Source organism: Gammaproteobacteria bacterium, from assembly GCA_034522055.1.
GTDB lineage: Bacteria > Pseudomonadota > Gammaproteobacteria > JAABTG01 > JAABTG01 > JAABTG01.
The window spans coordinates 596,457-612,891 of the sequence record JAXHLS010000002.1 but is presented as its reverse complement, the minus strand read 5'-3'; the positions used below and the strand labels follow the sequence as shown (position 1 = coordinate 612,891).

At 64.3% G+C, this 16,435-nt stretch carries 23 protein-coding genes; 13 read left to right on the top strand and 10 right to left on the bottom strand.

The window, feature by feature from the left end; all coding sequences use genetic code 11:
* The first annotated feature begins 102 nt into the window (after positions 1 to 102).
* Complete coding sequence (locus U5S82_02920) at positions 103 to 1,446, top strand: tetratricopeptide repeat protein (GenBank protein ID MDZ7750623.1); 1,344 nt, start codon at positions 103 to 105, stop codon at positions 1,444 to 1,446.
* Positions 1,447 to 1,504: 58 nt separating this feature from the next.
* Here the strand turns inward: U5S82_02920 and U5S82_02915 are convergent, their stop codons facing one another.
* A complete protein-coding gene (locus U5S82_02915) occupies positions 1,505 to 2,077 on the bottom strand; it encodes a flavodoxin family protein (protein ID MDZ7750622.1) in 573 nt (190 codons plus the stop codon).
* An 81-nt stretch (positions 2,078 to 2,158) separates the two neighbouring features.
* Positions 2,159 to 2,857, bottom strand: a complete 699-nt coding sequence (locus U5S82_02910; GenBank protein MDZ7750621.1) for a pirin family protein — start codon at positions 2,855 to 2,857, stop codon at positions 2,159 to 2,161.
* 99 nt (positions 2,858 to 2,956) lie between these two features.
* Between U5S82_02910 and U5S82_02905 the strand changes: the two genes are divergently transcribed.
* The 3 genes from U5S82_02905 to U5S82_02895 all read left to right on the top strand — a co-directional run bounded on the left by U5S82_02905 (position 2,957) and on the right by U5S82_02895 (position 4,153).
* Complete coding sequence (locus U5S82_02905; protein ID MDZ7750620.1) at positions 2,957 to 3,148, top strand: hypothetical protein; 192 nt, start codon at positions 2,957 to 2,959, stop codon at positions 3,146 to 3,148.
* On the top strand, positions 3,112 to 3,234 hold the full coding sequence (locus tag U5S82_02900) for a hypothetical protein (GenBank protein ID MDZ7750619.1): 123 nt from the start codon (positions 3,112 to 3,114) through the stop codon (positions 3,232 to 3,234). The genes U5S82_02905 and U5S82_02900 overlap by 37 nt, the downstream gene beginning before the upstream one ends.
* 271 nt (positions 3,235 to 3,505) lie before the next feature.
* On the top strand, positions 3,506 to 4,153 hold the full coding sequence (locus U5S82_02895; protein ID MDZ7750618.1) for a peroxiredoxin: 648 nt from the start codon (positions 3,506 to 3,508) through the stop codon (positions 4,151 to 4,153).
* A gap of 84 nt (positions 4,154 to 4,237) precedes the next feature.
* Here the strand turns inward: U5S82_02895 and U5S82_02890 are convergent, their stop codons facing one another.
* The 3 genes from U5S82_02890 to U5S82_02880 form a co-directional block, all read right to left on the bottom strand.
* Entirely contained in the window at positions 4,238 to 4,444 is a 207-nt protein-coding gene (locus U5S82_02890; GenBank protein MDZ7750617.1) for a hypothetical protein, read from the bottom strand.
* 136 nt (positions 4,445 to 4,580) lie between these two features.
* On the bottom strand, positions 4,581 to 4,742 hold the full coding sequence (locus tag U5S82_02885) for a DUF1328 domain-containing protein (protein MDZ7750616.1): 162 nt from the start codon (positions 4,740 to 4,742) through the stop codon (positions 4,581 to 4,583).
* Positions 4,743 to 4,789: 47 nt separating this feature from the next.
* Positions 4,790 to 4,993, bottom strand: coding sequence for a hypothetical protein (locus tag U5S82_02880; protein MDZ7750615.1), 204 nt, complete (start codon positions 4,991 to 4,993; stop codon positions 4,790 to 4,792).
* Between the two features lie 279 nt (positions 4,994 to 5,272).
* On the opposite strand from U5S82_02880, the gene U5S82_02875 reads away from it, so the two are divergent.
* Positions 5,273 to 5,854: a hypothetical protein gene (locus U5S82_02875; protein MDZ7750614.1), complete on the top strand. Its 582-nt coding sequence runs from the start codon at positions 5,273 to 5,275 to the stop codon at positions 5,852 to 5,854.
* Between the two features lie 25 nt (positions 5,855 to 5,879).
* Here the strand turns inward: U5S82_02875 and U5S82_02870 are convergent, their stop codons facing one another.
* A complete protein-coding gene (locus U5S82_02870; protein ID MDZ7750613.1) occupies positions 5,880 to 6,782 on the bottom strand; it encodes a DUF3943 domain-containing protein in 903 nt (300 codons plus the stop codon).
* Positions 6,783 to 7,057: 275 nt separating this feature from the next.
* On the bottom strand, positions 7,058 to 7,276 hold the full coding sequence (locus tag U5S82_02865) for a DUF1049 domain-containing protein (protein MDZ7750612.1): 219 nt from the start codon (positions 7,274 to 7,276) through the stop codon (positions 7,058 to 7,060).
* A gap of 377 nt (positions 7,277 to 7,653) precedes the next feature.
* Between U5S82_02865 and U5S82_02860 the strand changes: the two genes are divergently transcribed.
* Both U5S82_02860 and U5S82_02855 read left to right on the top strand, forming a co-directional pair.
* Positions 7,654 to 8,634 carry an antibiotic biosynthesis monooxygenase gene (locus tag U5S82_02860; protein ID MDZ7750611.1) on the top strand — a complete coding sequence of 327 codons (981 nt, stop codon included), beginning with the start codon at positions 7,654 to 7,656 and terminating at the stop codon, positions 8,632 to 8,634.
* Positions 8,631 to 9,737: a cobalamin-dependent protein gene (locus U5S82_02855; protein ID MDZ7750610.1), complete on the top strand. Its 1,107-nt coding sequence runs from the start codon at positions 8,631 to 8,633 to the stop codon at positions 9,735 to 9,737. The genes U5S82_02860 and U5S82_02855 overlap by 4 nt, the downstream gene beginning before the upstream one ends.
* A 51-nt stretch (positions 9,738 to 9,788) precedes the next feature.
* Here the strand turns inward: U5S82_02855 and U5S82_02850 are convergent, their stop codons facing one another.
* Both U5S82_02850 and U5S82_02845 read right to left on the bottom strand, forming a co-directional pair.
* Complete coding sequence (locus U5S82_02850; GenBank protein ID MDZ7750609.1) at positions 9,789 to 9,929, bottom strand: DUF3096 domain-containing protein; 141 nt, start codon at positions 9,927 to 9,929, stop codon at positions 9,789 to 9,791.
* Positions 9,930 to 10,267: 338 nt separating this feature from the next.
* Positions 10,268 to 10,651, bottom strand: a complete 384-nt coding sequence (locus U5S82_02845; GenBank protein MDZ7750608.1) for a hypothetical protein — start codon at positions 10,649 to 10,651, stop codon at positions 10,268 to 10,270.
* Between the two features lie 314 nt (positions 10,652 to 10,965).
* On the opposite strand from U5S82_02845, the gene U5S82_02840 reads away from it, so the two are divergent.
* Positions 10,966 to 11,229: a type II toxin-antitoxin system prevent-host-death family antitoxin gene (locus U5S82_02840; protein MDZ7750607.1), complete on the top strand. Its 264-nt coding sequence runs from the start codon at positions 10,966 to 10,968 to the stop codon at positions 11,227 to 11,229.
* Complete coding sequence (locus U5S82_02835; GenBank protein ID MDZ7750606.1) at positions 11,226 to 11,657, top strand: type II toxin-antitoxin system VapC family toxin; 432 nt, start codon at positions 11,226 to 11,228, stop codon at positions 11,655 to 11,657. Before U5S82_02840 ends, U5S82_02835 begins: the two co-directional genes overlap by 4 nt.
* 157 nt (positions 11,658 to 11,814) lie before the next feature.
* On the opposite strand, the gene ltrA (U5S82_02830) is transcribed toward U5S82_02835, so the two are convergent.
* The gene (gene ltrA, locus U5S82_02830; GenBank protein ID MDZ7750605.1) at positions 11,815 to 13,128 is read right to left on the bottom strand and encodes a group II intron reverse transcriptase/maturase; all 1,314 of its coding nucleotides are present in this window, start codon (positions 13,126 to 13,128) and stop codon (positions 11,815 to 11,817) included.
* Between the two features lie 757 nt (positions 13,129 to 13,885).
* Between ltrA (U5S82_02830) and U5S82_02825 the strand changes: the two genes are divergently transcribed.
* The 4 genes from U5S82_02825 to U5S82_02810 all read left to right on the top strand — a co-directional run bounded on the left by U5S82_02825 (position 13,886) and on the right by U5S82_02810 (position 16,381).
* On the top strand, positions 13,886 to 14,065 hold the full coding sequence (locus tag U5S82_02825) for a CsbD family protein (protein MDZ7750604.1): 180 nt from the start codon (positions 13,886 to 13,888) through the stop codon (positions 14,063 to 14,065).
* Positions 14,062 to 14,442: a PRC-barrel domain-containing protein gene (locus U5S82_02820; protein ID MDZ7750603.1), complete on the top strand. Its 381-nt coding sequence runs from the start codon at positions 14,062 to 14,064 to the stop codon at positions 14,440 to 14,442. Before U5S82_02825 ends, U5S82_02820 begins: the two co-directional genes overlap by 4 nt.
* Before the next feature lie 605 nt (positions 14,443 to 15,047).
* The gene (ltrA, locus tag U5S82_02815; GenBank protein ID MDZ7750602.1) at positions 15,048 to 16,133 is read left to right on the top strand and encodes a group II intron reverse transcriptase/maturase; all 1,086 of its coding nucleotides are present in this window, start codon (positions 15,048 to 15,050) and stop codon (positions 16,131 to 16,133) included.
* Entirely contained in the window at positions 16,121 to 16,381 is a 261-nt protein-coding gene (locus U5S82_02810; protein MDZ7750601.1) for a group II intron maturase-specific domain-containing protein, read from the top strand. The genes ltrA (U5S82_02815) and U5S82_02810 overlap by 13 nt, the downstream gene beginning before the upstream one ends.
* Positions 16,382 to 16,435 lie beyond the last annotated feature (54 nt).

The following is a 16,435-nucleotide window of genomic DNA, read 5'->3' as shown; positions in this document are numbered from 1 at the left end:
TAGGATGGTCCCCGTAGACCCACCACCATGGCGGTCTGCGAGCACCGCCGGAGATCCGCGGGCAATGACCGATACGATGCATAGTACAACGGGAGACACACCATGAAGACAAGCGACAGCCAAGGCAATGAACTGAACGGCGCCACGCCTCAGGCGGGCCGCCTTTACGACGAGGCCCTGGAGGGCTTCAATATCTACCGTGGCGATCCCCTCGCCCTGGCGGACGCCGCCCTGGACGCGGCGCCGGGGTTCGTCATGGCCCGGGTGCTCAAGGCCCATCTGCTCGCCCTGGCCACCGAACCCGCCGCCACCGCCGAGGCCGCGGCCATCGTCGAGGGGTTGAGGGGCATGACGCTGGACGCGCGCGAACGTTCCCACGTGACCGCCCTCGACCTGCTGGTGGGCGGCGAATGGACCCGCGCCGCGGTCCAGCTGGACCACCACAACACGTGTTATCCACTGGACCTCCTGGCGTTGCAGTCGGGCCACCTCGTGGACTTCTTCCGCGCCAATGCCCGCAACCTGCGGGATCGCATCGCCCGGGTGCTGCCCCGGTGGTCGGCCCCTATCCCGGGCCATGCCATCGTCCTCGGCATGTACGCCTTCGGCCTGGAGGAGACCGGGGACCTTGAGCGCGCCGAGGAGTTTGGCCGCCGGGCCGTCGATCTGGAGCCCCGGGGCTGTTGGGCCCATCACGCCGTGGCCCATGTGCTGGAGATGCAGGGCCGGGCCGGGGAGGGCGTCCAGTGGATGGCCTCGAGGGAGCCCTTGTGGTCGGGCGAGGACAACTACTTCCAGATGCACAACTGGTGGCACCGGGCCCTGTTCCACCTGGACCTCGGCCAGCACGACGAGGTGCTGGCCCTCTACGACGGCGTCATTCGCCCGAAACGGGGCGCCCTGGCCGTGGAGCTGGTGGACGCCTCGGCGCTGCTGTGGCGCATGCATCTCTCGGGTATGGACGTGGGTGATCGTTGGGGCGAGGTGGCCGCCGCCTGGGTGCCCCATGCCGATGGTCGTGGCTATCCCTTCAACGACTGGCATGCGGCCATGGCCTGGCTGGGGGCCGGGCGGGAGGTGGAGGTGGAGCGCCTGCTGGCGGGGCTGCGTGCCACGACGGGGGACACGCCGGAGACAGCCGTGTGGGGCCGGCGCATCGGCCTGCCTCTGATCGAGGGCTTCTCGGCCTTCTGGCGAGGTGACTACCGCGGTGCCGTGGAAGCGCTCCATCCGGCCCGCTTCATCGCCAATGCCTTCGGTGGCAGCCACGCCCAGCGGGACATCATCGACTGGACCCTGACGGAGGCGGCGTTGGGTGCCGGCCTGGATGATCTGGCCCGCGCACTGGCCCACGAACGGCTGGCCCTGAAGCCCCACAGCCCCGTCAATCTCGGCCTGCTGCGGCGGACGGGCGGTAATGGCGCTGGCCTGGTGGCCGCCGCCTGAGTCCGGGGTTGCCGGCGCCCCACCGGTGGTGGCAGGCCACCGGTGGGGAGGTCCGGGATCAGCCCTTGAGGGCGCGAGTGGCCTCGGCGATGCGCCGCCCGAACTCCCGGGCGGTGGCAATGTCTCCGGCCGGCGGGGCTTCTTCGGTGCCGGCGTCCGCCGGCGACTGGGCCATGAGGCCGGCATAGGCGCCCAGGTAGTTGATGTCGTCCCGGGTGGAGGCCTTGGTATTGGCCGGCATCATGCCGGTGCTCACCCACACCATGGCATGCTGCATGGCCAGGGTGATGAAGTAATGCAGGGTGGAGTGCTTGTCGCCGTTCATGGACGCCGAGTTGGTGAAGCCGGCGGCCAGCTTGTCCCTCCAGGCCTGGATGAACCAGCGCTTGCTGGTGGCGTCGGCGAACCTTTTGAACTGCCACGACGCCATTCCCATGTAGGTGGGGGAGCCGAATATGATGGCGCCGGCGCCGTCCAGGGCCTCCCATTCATGCTCCTCTATGGTGCCCTCGTCGCTGATGGCGATGAGGGCGGCCGTGGCACCGGCGGCCTCGAGGCCCTCCAGCACGGCCTCGGCCTGCCTGCGGGTGTGGCCGTAACCGCTGTGGTAAACGATGGCGATGATGGTCATGGGTTTTCTCCCTGGGTAGTGGTCATGGGTAATGGCCGATGGGTGCCCCGTGGCCGGAGCGGGATCTCATGGGATCGGCCCTCAGGGCAGGTCGAACAGCAACGCCTCGGCGTCGTCCACGCCCTCCAGGCGGAGTCCCGGCAGGTCGGCGGCGAAGGCGCCGTCGCCGCCCTTCAGGGTCTCGCCCTCCACCCGCACGCTGCCCCGGGCCACGTGGACATAGGCGCGGCGGCCGGGCGCCAGGGGGTGGGTAACGGTCTCTCCAGGGCGCAGCAGCGTGCCGTACAGGAACCCGTCCTGATGGGTGGCGATGGAGCCCGCGCGGCCGTCGGGGGATACCAGCAGGGCCAGCCGGCCGCGGCGCTCCTGGGGCGGGAAAAGCTGCTGGTGGTAGGCCGGCGTCACGCCCTGGGCGTTGGGCAGCAGCCAGATCTGCAACAGGTGCACGGGCGTATCCGCGGAAGGGTTCATCTCGCTGTGGCGCACCCCGCTGCCGGCGCTCATGTGCTGCACCTCGCCGGGGCGGATGACCGAGCCGTTGCCCATGCTGTCCCGGTGGGCCAGTTCCCCGTCCAGCACGTAGGTGACGATCTCCATGTCCCGATGGCCGTGGGTGGCGAAGCCGCCGCCCGGCGCGATGACGTCGTCGTTGATCACCCGCAGGATGGAGGTGCCCATGAAGCGCGGGTCGTGGTACTCCCCGAAGGAGAAGGTGTGGTGGCTGTCCAGCCAGTCCAGGCTGACGTGGCCGCGCGCCTCGGCGGGTCTGATCTCGAGCATGGTTGTCTCCCGTCGATGTGCAATGACGGATAAGCTAGCAGAAGCCGGGGGCGGGATTAACGGGCGTGGGTGAGATGCACCGTTACGCCGGGCGTAACGATGGCGAGGCACGAAGAAGGGGGCGGGGCCATCGCCGTGGACGGCCGCTTCTGCAGCAACAACGGCGAGGCGCTGATGGCGGCGGCCGTGGCCGGCCTCGGTATCGCCCTGCTGCCGGAGTTCATCATCCATGAGCCCTGGCCGATGGCCGCCTGGTGCAAGTGCTGGCGGGCCATGAACGCCCGCCCCTGACCCTCTACGCCGTCTACCCCTCCCGCCACCACCTGCCCGCCAAGCTGCGACTGTTCATCGACCATATCCTCCACGAACTGGGTTGAGCCGGGGCCAGGCTTCGGGCACCCGCTCCCCGGGGAGACGCCGATGGGTCGTCTCAGCCTCACGCCCAATCTTGCGCGCGTGGTGGAGGCCTCCACGGCGGATGTGGAGGGCGGCACCCTCGGCGGGGTGATTCCTGACGCGTGAGAGGCGCATAGGGGTTCACTATCGAAACGATGCTTATAATTCATTAGATTAATAAACTAGAATACTCTAATGTCTTTCCATCGGCCGCCATGACGGCCTTTACGAAACCCACAACAGGAGTACCCCATGGAAAGCAATCAGCAAGCGTTTTCGATGCCCCGCATCAATGAAGCCGCCCCCGACTTTGAGGCGCGCACCACCCAAGGCATGAAGAAACTCGAGGACTATCGCGGCAAATGGCTGGTGCTGTTCTCGCATCCGGCCGACTTCACCCCGGTCTGTACCACGGAATTCACCGCCTTCGCCCGTCACTATGACGACTTCCAGGCGGTCAATACCGAACTGCTCGGGCTGTCCATCGACAGCTATTACAGCCACGTCGCCTGGGTGCGCAACATCAAGGAACATTTCGGCGTCGACATCCAGTTTCCCATCATCGAGGACCTGTCGATGAAGGTCGCGAAGGCCTACGGCATGATCCACCCCGGTGCGGCCGACACCTCGGCGGTGCGCGCGACCTTCATCATCGACCCGGACGGCATCCTGCGTGCGATGGTCTACTATCCTATGACCAATGGCCGCTCGATCCCGGAATTCCTGCGCTTGATCAAGGCCCTGCAGGCATCCGACGAGCACAAGATCGCCACTCCGGAAGGCTGGCAGCCGGGCGACAAGGTGATTGTCCCGCCACCGCAGGACGTGGATGCCGTTGAGGCGCGCATGAACGAGGGTTACGAGTGCACCGATTGGTATTTCTGTAAGAAGGACCTGTAACCCGGCAGTGACCGTAGCCCGCCGCCATCGCCGGCGGGCTACCTTTCTCAGTCCCTCAGCAGGAGCGACCGCAACCCGCTCCGCCTACTCGGCCTTCTCGCGTAGCTTGTCGGTGGCCTCTTCCAGCTTCTCCGCGGCCTCCTCGGCGGCCTCGCCGGCCCCCTCGCGGCCCTCCTCGACCATCTGGTCGATCTCCTCCCCCGCCTCCTCGGCGGGGCCTTGCTCCTCGCAACCGGCCAGGTTGAGGAGAAGGGCGCCGGCAGCGGCGATGACGTAATGTTTGATCAGCATGGAGAACTCCTGTGGGCTTAGGCCCGGGTTTGACAGTGAATCGGTGGGCGTGGACCGCTGCCGTCACGACGCCGCTTTGTGCCGGCCTTCCGGGAAGGCCGCACGAGCCACGCCGGACGGTGGACCACGCCCGGGCCTACAGCGGCCGGCGCCCGGTTATGAACAGTACCACGGCCACCACCAGGCCCACCACGAACAGGATCCAGGCGATGTCGGTGGCGACGCCGGCCACCCCGCTGAGGCCCAACGCCCCGGCGATTATGGCGACGATCAGGAATACCAGTGCCCACGAAAGCATGGTTCATCTCCTCTTCCAGGGGAGCGCACGAGGGCGCTCATGGGTGCTCAATAGGAGCGCTCTTCCTCGGCCTCTTCCTCGATGGCCTCGCCGGCGGCCTCCAGGTTCTCTCCCGCACCCTCGATGGTGGCGCAGCCCATCACGGATAGGATGAAGGCGGAGGCGATGATGAGGTGTATCCCGTTGGTAAGGATCGCGATGCCGGCAGCCAGCGCCAGGATGGCGGAAATGTCGACGGTGATGGTGGCCATATGGGTCTCCTTGGGGTCATGGATGAGTCCGTTGGTTTATTCGCTTTAAGCAAATTTGAGGCCAACAGGCGCCAAGGACATGGCGAAGCATGCCCGCCGGCCGGCCGTGCGAGGGACGGGGACGCCGTTGCCACTCATCCGACGGCAGTGACATCCCACGGCAGGGCCGCAGCGGTTGCGATGGACACCCGGCAAAGGTCTCCCCAGCCCCCCCATGGCACGATGCCGAATTACGACCATACTTACTCCCACGGATGCGGATTCGAAGGTGGCCGTCAGGTGCCCGGGAACGAGAACGAGCAGCGGGATCTCCCCCTCGATAGGATCTACGAGGAATACGTCCGGCTGGGCGGCGCGTGCGACAACTACGTCAAGAGCGCCCTGTCGGACATCCGCCTTTTCGGTTCCGTCGGCATCCTCCTGAGCTGGGACCCCCTCGCCAGGCTGATGGAACTGGACGAGAAGCTGCAGCAACCCGTGGTTCCCGTGGGCTTTCTCGTGCTCTTGCTCGTTATAGTCATGGTGATGTTCTATGACCTATTCAAGCAGTCCATATTCTTCTACCACCTGGATCGCATGCGTGTACTGGAGGATGTGCTGAACGAGGCAGTAAACGGACGGCGCCTGTTCGATTTCGCGGGTGCCTGGCCACGCTGGTTCCGGCGTACCCACGCCCCCATCGCCAACGGCTTCTTTGCCGTCTTCTATCTGATTATCGTGGGTTTTCCCTGCGCCATTCTATACCTGCAGGACTACATCCCGTGGCTCTGGGCCTACCTGGGGCTGGCGGTGGTCCTGCTGACGGCCCACGCCCTGGTCGCGGCAAGGGTCCTCACCTCCCTTGAGGCGGACGAGGCGTGACCCGGGCCTGTACATCACACCCTGTTTACCAATCGACGCGTATTCGTATCCCGATCATCCGTGTGGGCGGTGGGCCCGGGGTATGTCCATCCAAGGGATCCCTTGGGGAGGCTGTGTCCGCCCGCCAGCGCATTTGACGGGAGGCTGAGGGCGGGGAAGGCACTATCCCCCAGGATGTCTGCAGGCCGCGGGTTGGTCCTGGCGTCATGCCTTCGATCAAGGCGCCTATGGGATTGGTGAGAAACATCACCAGGCGGTCCCTGCCACGCGGCCGGGTGCCGGCGGCCGCGGTCCGTATGCGCGTGCGGACCTCGTGGAAATATCGGCCCAGCAGGGCCCCGGCAACCGGCGTGACGATGAGGTCCTGGATGGAGGGTTCTTCGTTGATGGCTTCGGGGCCGAACTCGAACATCGCGGAGGCCAGCGCCGAGTACCAGAAGGCTGCGGTCTGATCAAACTGGCGTTCCCGGGCCATCACATAGTACGCGGCCCCAAAGTAGGGATGGCCCACGTAGTTGATGAACCAGTGGTCTTCGTCCCACACCACGCGCCCCACGTTGCGCCGCCATCGCGAGGTTGCACTGCCGCCGGTTTCCTCCTCTCCCCAGCCGGTGACCGATTCGGGCAACAGATGCAGGAAGCCGACGAACGCGAACTGCTGGCCCAGCAGGTGGGCACTGTCTGATGTGAGTCCATCCCAGTCGGGGGTTTCGGCCACGTGAGCCGATGCGTCCCCCTCATCCGGGGCGCCCGCCGTCTGCCGTCCCTCATCCGGGGCGCCCGCCGTCTGCCGTCCCTCTTCCGGGGCCTGCGCGAAGTCTCCCGTCGCGGGCTTTATGGGGCCGACGTCCTTCGACCACGGCCCGTGGGCCTCCGCCGTCATTCCCGACGAGGCGAGCGCCATCAAAGAGGCCAGCAGGAATGCCATGCCTGAAGGCAGCCGTCTGAGCGAGGACATGGGTAGAGCATAGCACCCGCGATTTCCCGGAAGGAGCGCCCCGTCGGCTGCCAGGAGCAGCCGACCTACGCTTTTCCGGCGCCGGGGGTCGGCCCGTAGGTCGGTTGCTCCCGGCAACCGACATCCGCGCCCGCAAACCGCCGAGGTCCCGTCGCACCCACGCACCTGGCGCCAACAGCTCCTTTGCCGTCTTCTACCTGATTATCGTGGGTTTTCCCTGCGCCATTCTCTACTATCAAAGCGATTCAGCGGTGGGTCGCGCGCCGCACCCAGGTGCGCACGAGGGACACGACGAAACCCCCTGTAAGCATCCCCAGTACATAGACGGCGAGCACCAGGAAGGATAGGGGCGTGGTGACGCTGGTGGCGTACAAGGACAGGGTCACGGTCTGCAGATTGAGAACCATGAGGGATACGACCAGGATGGTGAACAGAATCACCAGGGCGATATAGACGAAACGCATGGGTCAGGTTCCTCCCGTCGGGTGGATGACGACTCGTTGTACTTTCACGTTATACGAAAAGGCTCGTCAGCAGAATTCGGGAATATTAAAGAGGAGGATTCCCTCTCGCTAGGGCGGCAAGAGCGCCGGGTCAGGGAGCATCCTTGGCCCCCCCTCGGTCAGGATAGATGCCGGACTCCTCGCCCCCTGGGCGACCGGATATTGATCAGGCCGGCAATACGGTCTCTCACGGAGGCACGGAGAAAGACAGATGGCGGGGCCGGAATGGCGGCATTGGCTCTGTGAGAGACGATGCCTTTTACCTCGAAACGTTTTACCTGAAACCTTGCGGGGCGTAGGATTTCGAGGAAACGCACCCGCGTGGAGGCTGGAAATCCATGGTACTGGTCATCTCCCGCTTCCGTGTTCGCAACGGCATGGAGGATGCCGTCAGGGTCGCCTTTGACCAGCGGCCGCGGCTGGTCGAGGAGGCGGCCGGGTTCCTCGGCATCGAGGTTTTCACGGATGCCGCGGATGATGCGCTGTTCTATCTCGTGACCCGCTGGACCTCCGCGGCGGCCTTCCATGCCTGGCATGCCAGCCACCAGTTCCAGGAGTCCCAAAGGGGCATTCCCAAGGGCCTGAAGCTCGACCCGGAGGTCACCGAGATCCGGGTCATGGAGCGCTTTCACCCCGGGCCGGTGTCGACTGCGGAGGTCCTGGAGTCTTTCGCCGCCGTGACCGCCGATCTCCACCTCATCACCGTCGACGCGCAAGGCCGTATCGCCGCGGTGAACCGGGGAGCGGCGCACTGGCTCGGCCGAGATGAGGACGCTCTCCGGGGCCAGGCCCTCGCAAGTTTCTGCGCCTCCCAGGACGAGGCGACCCTCGATGGGCTTCTCGATCCCGAAGCACCGGAGACGGGCGAGGTCCGCCTCTCCATGGTGGACAGCCGGGACCGGCCCTATTCGCTCAGGGGCTCCTTCCGGCGGGACGGGGAGGGCATCGTCCTCGTGGGGACGCCGGACACCCGCTCCCTGCACGAACTTCAGGAGCAGATGCAGGCGGCCAACAACGAGCTCGCCGAATTGGCGCGGGAGAACGAGCGCCGGCGCAGGGAGGTGGAGAGGCTTAGAGCGCAGCTGGAGGCGGCGCACACGGAACTCGAGGACTCCTACTGGCATCTAAAGAAAATTCAGGAGGTGCTCCCCATCTGCATGGGGTGCTCGAAGGTGAAGACCGGCGAGGCCAGCTGGGAGAGCGTGGTGGATTACCTGAAGGCGAACTCGCTCTTCTTAAGCCACGGCTACTGCCCCGACTGCAAGGAGCGCATTCTCGAGGACTATCGTAAGAACAAGTCGCGGGGTGACCCGGCATGAGTACCATCGACACGAGCGCGCGCGCGGCCCGCCGCCTCCGCGACCACCGCGATGACCTCGCCCGGGCCGCCAACGAGGCCTTTCTGGAGCGCCATCCCGAGTGGCTGGAGCGCTTCGGCGAGCGGGCCCGGATCCATGGGGAGGCGGATGCTCGCTTCCACGTCGACTTCCTCGCCGCCGCGTTGGAGTTGTCACGTCCCGACCCCTTCCGCGACTACCTGACGTGGACCGCGCATCTGCTGGAGCAGCGGGGCATGGCCGCGGCGGACCTGTATGAGCACCTGGGGGATGTGGCGGCGGCGGCAGGCAAGTGGCTGCCGGCGGCGGAGCAGGCGCAGGCGGAGTCCCTCGCGGGCGACGCCCTCCGCCAGGCCCGGGAGGCCGGGCCCCTGGACTGGGGGCAGCCCGCCGGCGCGCTCGCGGTGACCGCCTCGCTTTATACCGAAGCCGCCCTGCGCGGGGATCGGCAGGCCGCCCGCAACTTGCTGGAAGAGGCCTTGGCCCAGGGCGTCGACCTGCGCGACCTCTATGTGGACGTGCTTCAGGCCGCCCAGTACGAGGTGGGGCGCAGGTGGTTCGAGAACCGGATCACCGTGGCCGAGGAGCACATGGCCACGGTGGTGACCCAGGCGATGCTGACCCAGCTCTACCCGCGCCTTCCCCGCCCTGATGTGCAGCGCGGGCGGGCGGTGGTCACGGGCGTTCGCAACGAACTCCACCAGGTGGGAGCCCACATGGTGGCGGACTTCCTCGAATCCGATGGCTGGTCGGTGCGATTCCTCGGCACCCAGATCCCCCACGAGGGGATCGTCTCCCTGGTGGCGCGGGAAGGGCTGGACCTGGTGGGGATCTCCGTGACCATGGCCACGAACCTCGCCGCGGCGCGGGAACTCATCGAGGCCCTGCGCGCCCTCGACCCCGGACCGCGCATCCTGGTGGGGGGCGCGGCGTTTCGTACCAACCCCGGGATGTGGCGTGAGTTCGGTGCCCACGGCATGGCCAGCGACCTTGCCGGGGCGGTGGAGACTGCCCGCGGCCTGGCAACGGTTGCGGGAGACGGTGCCCCAAACCAAAGACACCAGCCGGGATACGGAGACAAGTAAACGGTCCCCGGAACCCCCTTGGCCGCGAACAACCGCGCAGGAAGAGGCTGGTTAGAGATTAAACAGCCCCATGATACCCACGACGATGAGATAGAAGGCGACGATGTAGTTGAGCAGGCGCGGTACGACCAGGATCGCGATGCCAGCAGCCAGCGCCAGGATGGCGGAAATTTCGAAGGTGAGGGTGGCCATGTCGGCCTCCTTAGGGTTGTGGATGGGGCAATAGTTTATTCGCTTTGAGCAAATTTCAGGTCAACAGGCACCATGGGCGAAGTGAAACATGCCAGCTGGGCCGGGCGAAAGACCTGACCGCCACTGTCGCCCATCCTTGGGGAAGTAACAAGTCCCCCGGATGCCCGTAGCCGTTGCGGGCGGGCGGTGGCCTGAAGGCTGAAAAGGGGGAAGGCTCATTTAAGGTGAAAAGTGAAAAGGTGTCAGGGTCAATTAATAGGCGTTAAAAGTCCCAGCGGGGCATTAAATATGCTGTCCCCGGAATCCCGCGGAATCCCGGAATCCCTCCCGGAATCCCCTCATGCGAAGATTGAGACCATAAAAAACACGAAGGCGAGTGCCAGAGATCCGAAGGTTCCGAGGGCGCGGGGAGACAGGAAGACATTCCCTCTGACCAGTTCGAGGTGGTCCTTCAACGCGTCCGGTACGGGCCGCTCATCCTTCAGCAGGCGGCGAGCGAGGTCCTTCGTGTCGAGCGTCCTCCGCTGGGCGGGTAGGAGCCAGGAGAAACCGATGAGGCCGATGCAGAGCCAACCGAGGACCGCCCAGAGCAGGGCGGGGCCCTCCGCATACTCGATCGGCTGGAATGGCCTGCCCGGCAGCACGATGCGCCCGTCCAGATAGCCGGCGATTGCGAGACCGCAACACACGAAACCAAAGACCAAAGGAAAGAGACGTTTCATCCTGAAACCTCACGCAAGTCCGTTTGACTGAGGAGTTCAGTTTACCAGCAGGCGCGAGCGGGCGCTACGGCAGCTCCCTCCGGCGCTCAAGAGGTCAGTACCCATTAATTGCTTTACCAAAGCAGCCTACCGCCCAGTTTGAAAGGCGCGGACCCCCTCTACCGGTTTCCCGACCGCGTACCCCAGTCTAAAGAGTACTGATTCCTTTACCGTCACCGGCTTGGGCCCACCCGGGTTATGTGACTAAAAACCCATTGATTGCCGGCATAATAAGGGTCATAATTCAGTTCAATTTATCTAAAAAAGGGCCACCGATGACGGTTTCCATACGTGAATTCAAGGCGCACCTGTCCCGCTACCTGGCGGAGGCGCGGGCCGGACGGCCGGTGGAGATCACCTCCCACCGCAAGGTGGTGGCGCGGGTGACCGGCGTACCCGAGGGCGCCAGTTCGGGCCTTGCCCGCCTCATCGCTTGCGGTGCGGCCACGTGGGAGGGCGGGAAGCCACGCGGCGACCATATCGACCTCAACGACTCAGGAAGTGAGGTGTCGGCGCTGGTGCTGGAGCAGCGCGGTTGATCCTCTACTGTGATACCTCGGCGCTGGTGAAGCTCTATATCAGCGAGTCCCACGCCCGGGAGGTCAAGGCGCTGGTGGAAGAGGCGGAGGCCGTCGCCGTCTGTCGCATCGCCTGGGCCGAGTATCACGCCGCCACCGCACGCCGGGCCCGGGAGGTCGCGGCGGACCAGGATGGGATGGAGCGTGCGCGGCAGAGTCTGGCGGTGGACTGGGGGAACTACGTGGTGGCCGACGTCAGCCAGGCGGTGGTGGAGCGGGCGGGGGAGTATGCCGATGCCTTCGCCCTGCGCGGCTACGACGCGGTCCAGCTTGCGGCGGCCGCCGGGGTCATGGAGCTCTCGGGCCAGGACTTGACCTTCGCCTGCTTCGACCGGCGCCTCAACAAGGCCGCGGGCCTGCTCGGGATGGGCGTGCCTTTTGGCCTGTAGTCACTCCCAAATCCGTGCCGCATGCGACAAAGCAAGAACTGTTTCCTAAGACTGTCCCCCGGAACGCCCCGATAGGGGTCGGGAAGGAGTGACCCTCCCCGCCCTCCGAACCGTGCATGCGGTTCTCCCGCACACGGCTCTCCAGTCGGTGGTTACCTCATCGGGATTGGCTCGCCAACGTCCGGGCTTCGGTCATGGTGAAAAGCCCAGCCGCAGCGAAGAACGCGTTCGGCCAGCGGAGATGGTCGGACTGACAATGACCCGCTCCCGGGCGCTTCTGCTGCTTGCGCAACAGCGCCCGTAATCGACGTCGGACAAAACCGTCCACGCGAGGAAAGGTCCACGGGTGCGCGTGCTGGAAATACACGAACCAGCCACGCAGCATCGGGTTCAGGTCGGCCACAATCCGCGCCAGCGAATCCCCACGACTGCGCCGGGTTTTGGCCCGGACCCGGTCGTAAAGGGCCTTGCGGCTCTTCTTGCGTACCCACCGCCGTCCCGCTTCAAACCGGTACCCGAGAAACTCAAAGCCTTCCCCGGGCTGCCGGCAATCCCCCACACGGGTCTTCTCCGGGTGCAGTTGCAGACCATTGGCCTCCACCCAGTGCCGCAACTCCTGCAGCGCCTCCTGGGCTTCGTCCGGACTGGCACACAGGATCACGAGGTCGTCAGCATACCGAACCATCCGATAGCCGCGCTGGGTCATGTGTACATCCAGCCCGTGCAGGTACAGATTCGCGAGTAACGGACTGATCACCGCCCCTTGGGGCGAGCCCCGGGTCGGCGTCCAGCGCGCTATCTCCGCCACCACGTCCTGGCGCAACCAGGCGCGCAGCAGGTCGAGGATCCGACCATCGCTGATCCGGTCCTCGACCCGGGCCATCAACGCTTCGTGCGGGATGGTGTCGAAGTACTGGGCCAGGTCGGCATCCACCACATGGGTGTAGCCCTCCCGAACCAGCCCATCCACTTCCCGCAGCGCATCCTTGCACCCGCGACCCGGGCGAAACCCGTAACTCATCGGCAAAAACTGGTGCTCGAAAATCGGCTCGAGCACCCGCTTCATCGCCGCCTGCACAATCCGGTCCTTCACCGTCGGAATGCCCAGGGGACGCGTCCCTGTCCCCTTCGGAATCTCCACCCGACGCACCGCATCCGGTCGGTACCGTCCAATTCCCAGCGCCTCTCCCAACTCCGCCAGATACCACTCGGCATGGGCCTCAAAACGCTGCACACTCTGGCCATCCACCCCCGCTGAACCCCGGTTGGCCCGCACATCCTGCCACGCCCGTTCCAGGGTCTGGGGGCGATGCACCTTGTCGATCAGACTGAACCACTTCGTCCCTTGGACGCCGTTACCCAGCGCCGCCAACATGCGCTCCGTCCAGATCGTGCGGTCCACCCACGGCCATTCCACCGGGTTGGACGAGTCTGGCTTAGCCTCTTGCGAGACACTCTCGACCCTTTGCATACGCGCTCACCTCCTCCAGACTTCACCCATCCACCTTCCTGCCTCCCTTCCCTCGGCGCGATTTCTGTTCTTCGCGCTTTCCCGGCACCACCCACGGTTTTAGGCGGAGGACGCCCTCCAGCTCTTGGGTCCGCGTTTCCGCAGCACCTCGCCATGACCGCAGCAGAACCGTTCAGTACTACGAAGGCTCTGACTCCTGCCCACCGTCACCACGGCGGTCAGGTCTCCCCGCTTCTCTCGCATTTCCTTCCCAGCGTTCCGTCTCCAACCACGGAGGGGACCCGAATGTCGCTTTCCACGCCAATCCCAGCGCATCCGATGATTTTCAGGCTTCACCTTCTCCTAGCGGGCTCGCCGTCCCGTACCGCCGAATCGAGTTCGTCATCCTACGGACCGCCAGTTCGCCTCCGGTTGCTCTCCACCCCGCCTCGCGACGACGCAGTTACCTTCGACTACGGGGCCTTGGCTTACCCCGACACGGACTCTCACCGTGCAGAAAATGCGCCTCCACGGACGCACTAGGAGCGCCCTTGGGCGCGAACAACCCTATGGTGTGGAGATAAAGTCGGAAGTAATGGTGTCTGCCCATTTACTGCCATTTACTCGCGGGCATGTGGAGGGCCTGAATTAAATCAGCATAGGTTAGATAACGCACAGAGGACCCGCGGGTCTTTACCTATATTGGCGTCTCATCTGCACCTATCCCGGTTCATGGTATGAGGCAGAACCCTAACGAACAGCATCTGGAGATCCGCTCATGAACAAGAATCAAGTCAAAGGACGCGCGAACGAGGCGAAGGGGAAGGGCAAGGAAGTAGCGGGCAAGGTGACTGGCGACAAAAGTACGGAGTACAAGGGTACGGCCGAGAACCTTGGCGGTAAGGCTGAAGCCAAGTACGGAGACGTCAAGCGCGATGCCAAGGAGGGGAAGAAATGAACTATGCTCGGAGCAGTTATGAAGCAACCGATGACGCGCAGGGCGGCCCCACGATGCTGAGCGCCTCCTCGATTACCGGCGATGAAGTCTGCAACATGCAGGATGAAACGCTGGGCAAGATTCAGGACATTATGCTCGATACAAGGGACGGCAGTGTACGGTACGCAGTCCTGGCGTCGGGCGGTTTTCTGGGCGTTGGGGATCGCCTGTTCGCCATCCCGTGGAAGGCCTTGAAACAGGACAAGAGAAACAAGCGTTTCATGCTCGACGTAGATGCCGATCGTCTGAAAAACGCACCGGGCTTCGACAAGGATAACTGGCCCAATATGGCTGACGCCTCCTGGAACTCCAGCGTCGAGTCCTACTACGCCACGTGATTGGGGCAAACGCCCTCGAATCAGCATCTATCGTTCCCGCGCGAGATACTGTTCCAGGGACAGTTTACTTAACTCCCATACCCGGACGCGGAGATAAGTATACTGTCCGTATGCCGTAACAGGCTGATTAACTAGCGGGTTAGAGTCCCGCCAAAGGAGTTGCTCGTACACCTTTGTAGTGTCGCGGAGCGGCGTCCGGGTAACCGGGGGTCGTAAGTTACGTAGATGCAAAACCGCAGGCCGCAGCGCAAGCGAACCGAGATGTAGCCTCGTGAACAAAGTGAAGATGCCGACCCGGTGGACAGTCGGGGAAGGCCGCTGTTGGTGGGAGGAGACGACGAGAGCGTCCCACTGAGTCTTCCGGGGTAGTACGGGTGGCATGTGGTGGAAGTTGATTGGTCCCAGTGCGGGAGGCCCGCGGCGGTGGCAGGTGAGAACTGCCGACGGTGGCGTATAAGGCCAGTCCGAAGTCGTCATCGACCGTCGTGGGAGTCGGAGGGGTTCATAGTACCGATTGAGGGTCTGGGACAACATAACCCGACCTGAGGGAAGGGACCCTACTTTGTGCACGCAACCGAAACGCAGAGGGTCAGGAGATTGCGGCGATGTCGCTAACAACTCCGGAAAAGATCAGGACGCTGCAGAGGAAGCTCTACGTCAAGGCCAAGCAAGAGCCGGCGTTTCGCTTCTACGCCTTGTATGACAAGGTCTATCGGGCAGACACTCTCGGTCACGCCTATGATCGTGTCAGGTCCAATCGGGGCGCGCCAGGAATCGATGGTGTGACCTGTGAGGCCATCGAGGCGGGGGTCGGAAGAGACGCCTACTTGGCGGAATTGCAACGGGAACTGGAGCAGAAGACGTACGGCGCGGACGGCGTGCGTCGGGTCTGGATACCCAAGCCGGATGGCAGTGAGCGCCCATTGGGGATCCCCACAATCCGGGATCGGATCGTACAGATGGCGCTCAAGCTGCTGGTGGAGCCGATCTTCGAGGCTGATTTCTGCGAGCACTCCTATGGATTTCGCCCGCAGCGCTCGGCCCATGATGCGGTGAAGGCCGTCACCGACGGTCTGTTTCAGGGAAAGACCCAAATCATCGATGCGGATCTATCGAAGTATTTCGATACGATCCCGCACGCCAAGCTCATGGCCGTGGTTGCCGAGCGCCTTGCCGATGGGGGCGTCCTCGCCCTCATTCAGCAATGGCTCAAGGCCCCGGTCATCGAAGAGGATGGGCGAGGCAAGCAACGCCCGAGTGGCGGTAAAGGGAATCGGAAAGGGACGCCGCAAGGCGGGGTTGTTTCCCCGCTGCTGGCCAATCTTTATCTACATCTGCTGGACCGGATTTGGGAACGGCACGACTTGGAACGGCGGTTAGGGGCGCGCCTCGTGCGTTACGCTGACGATGCCGTGATTCTGTGTCGTGGGGACACCGCGCCGGCCATGGCGGTGCTTGAGACGGTGCTGACACGCCTGGAGTTGACGCTCAACCGGGAGAAAACCCACGTGGTCGATGCCCGCCGACAGGCGTTCGACTTTCTTGGCTTCAGCATCAATGGGCACGCAGCCGACGAACCGGCAACGGCTACCCTCACGTTGAGCCGAGCCGCCGCGCCGAACGAAGGATCAAGGCGCGCATCAAGGAACTCACCGCGCGGCGCCGCACTCCGGTGCCGATGCCGCGTATGATCACGGAAGTGAACCAAGTGCTACGCGGCTGGTCGGGCTACTTCCACTACGGCAACTGCACCAAGGCTTTCGGACGCGTCCGGTGGTTCACTGAGGAACGCGTGCGTACCCAACTGCGGCGGCGTCACAAAGTGCGCACTCGCACGCGCGGTTACGAACGCTTTCCCTACGCCCACCTCCACGACGCCCTTGGATTACTCAAGCTATCCCATAAAGCAGGCTGGCGCTCAGCGCATGCCTTGGCGTGAAGCACATCGGAAAGCCGTGTACGGGAGAACCGTATGCACGGTTTGATGAGGGAG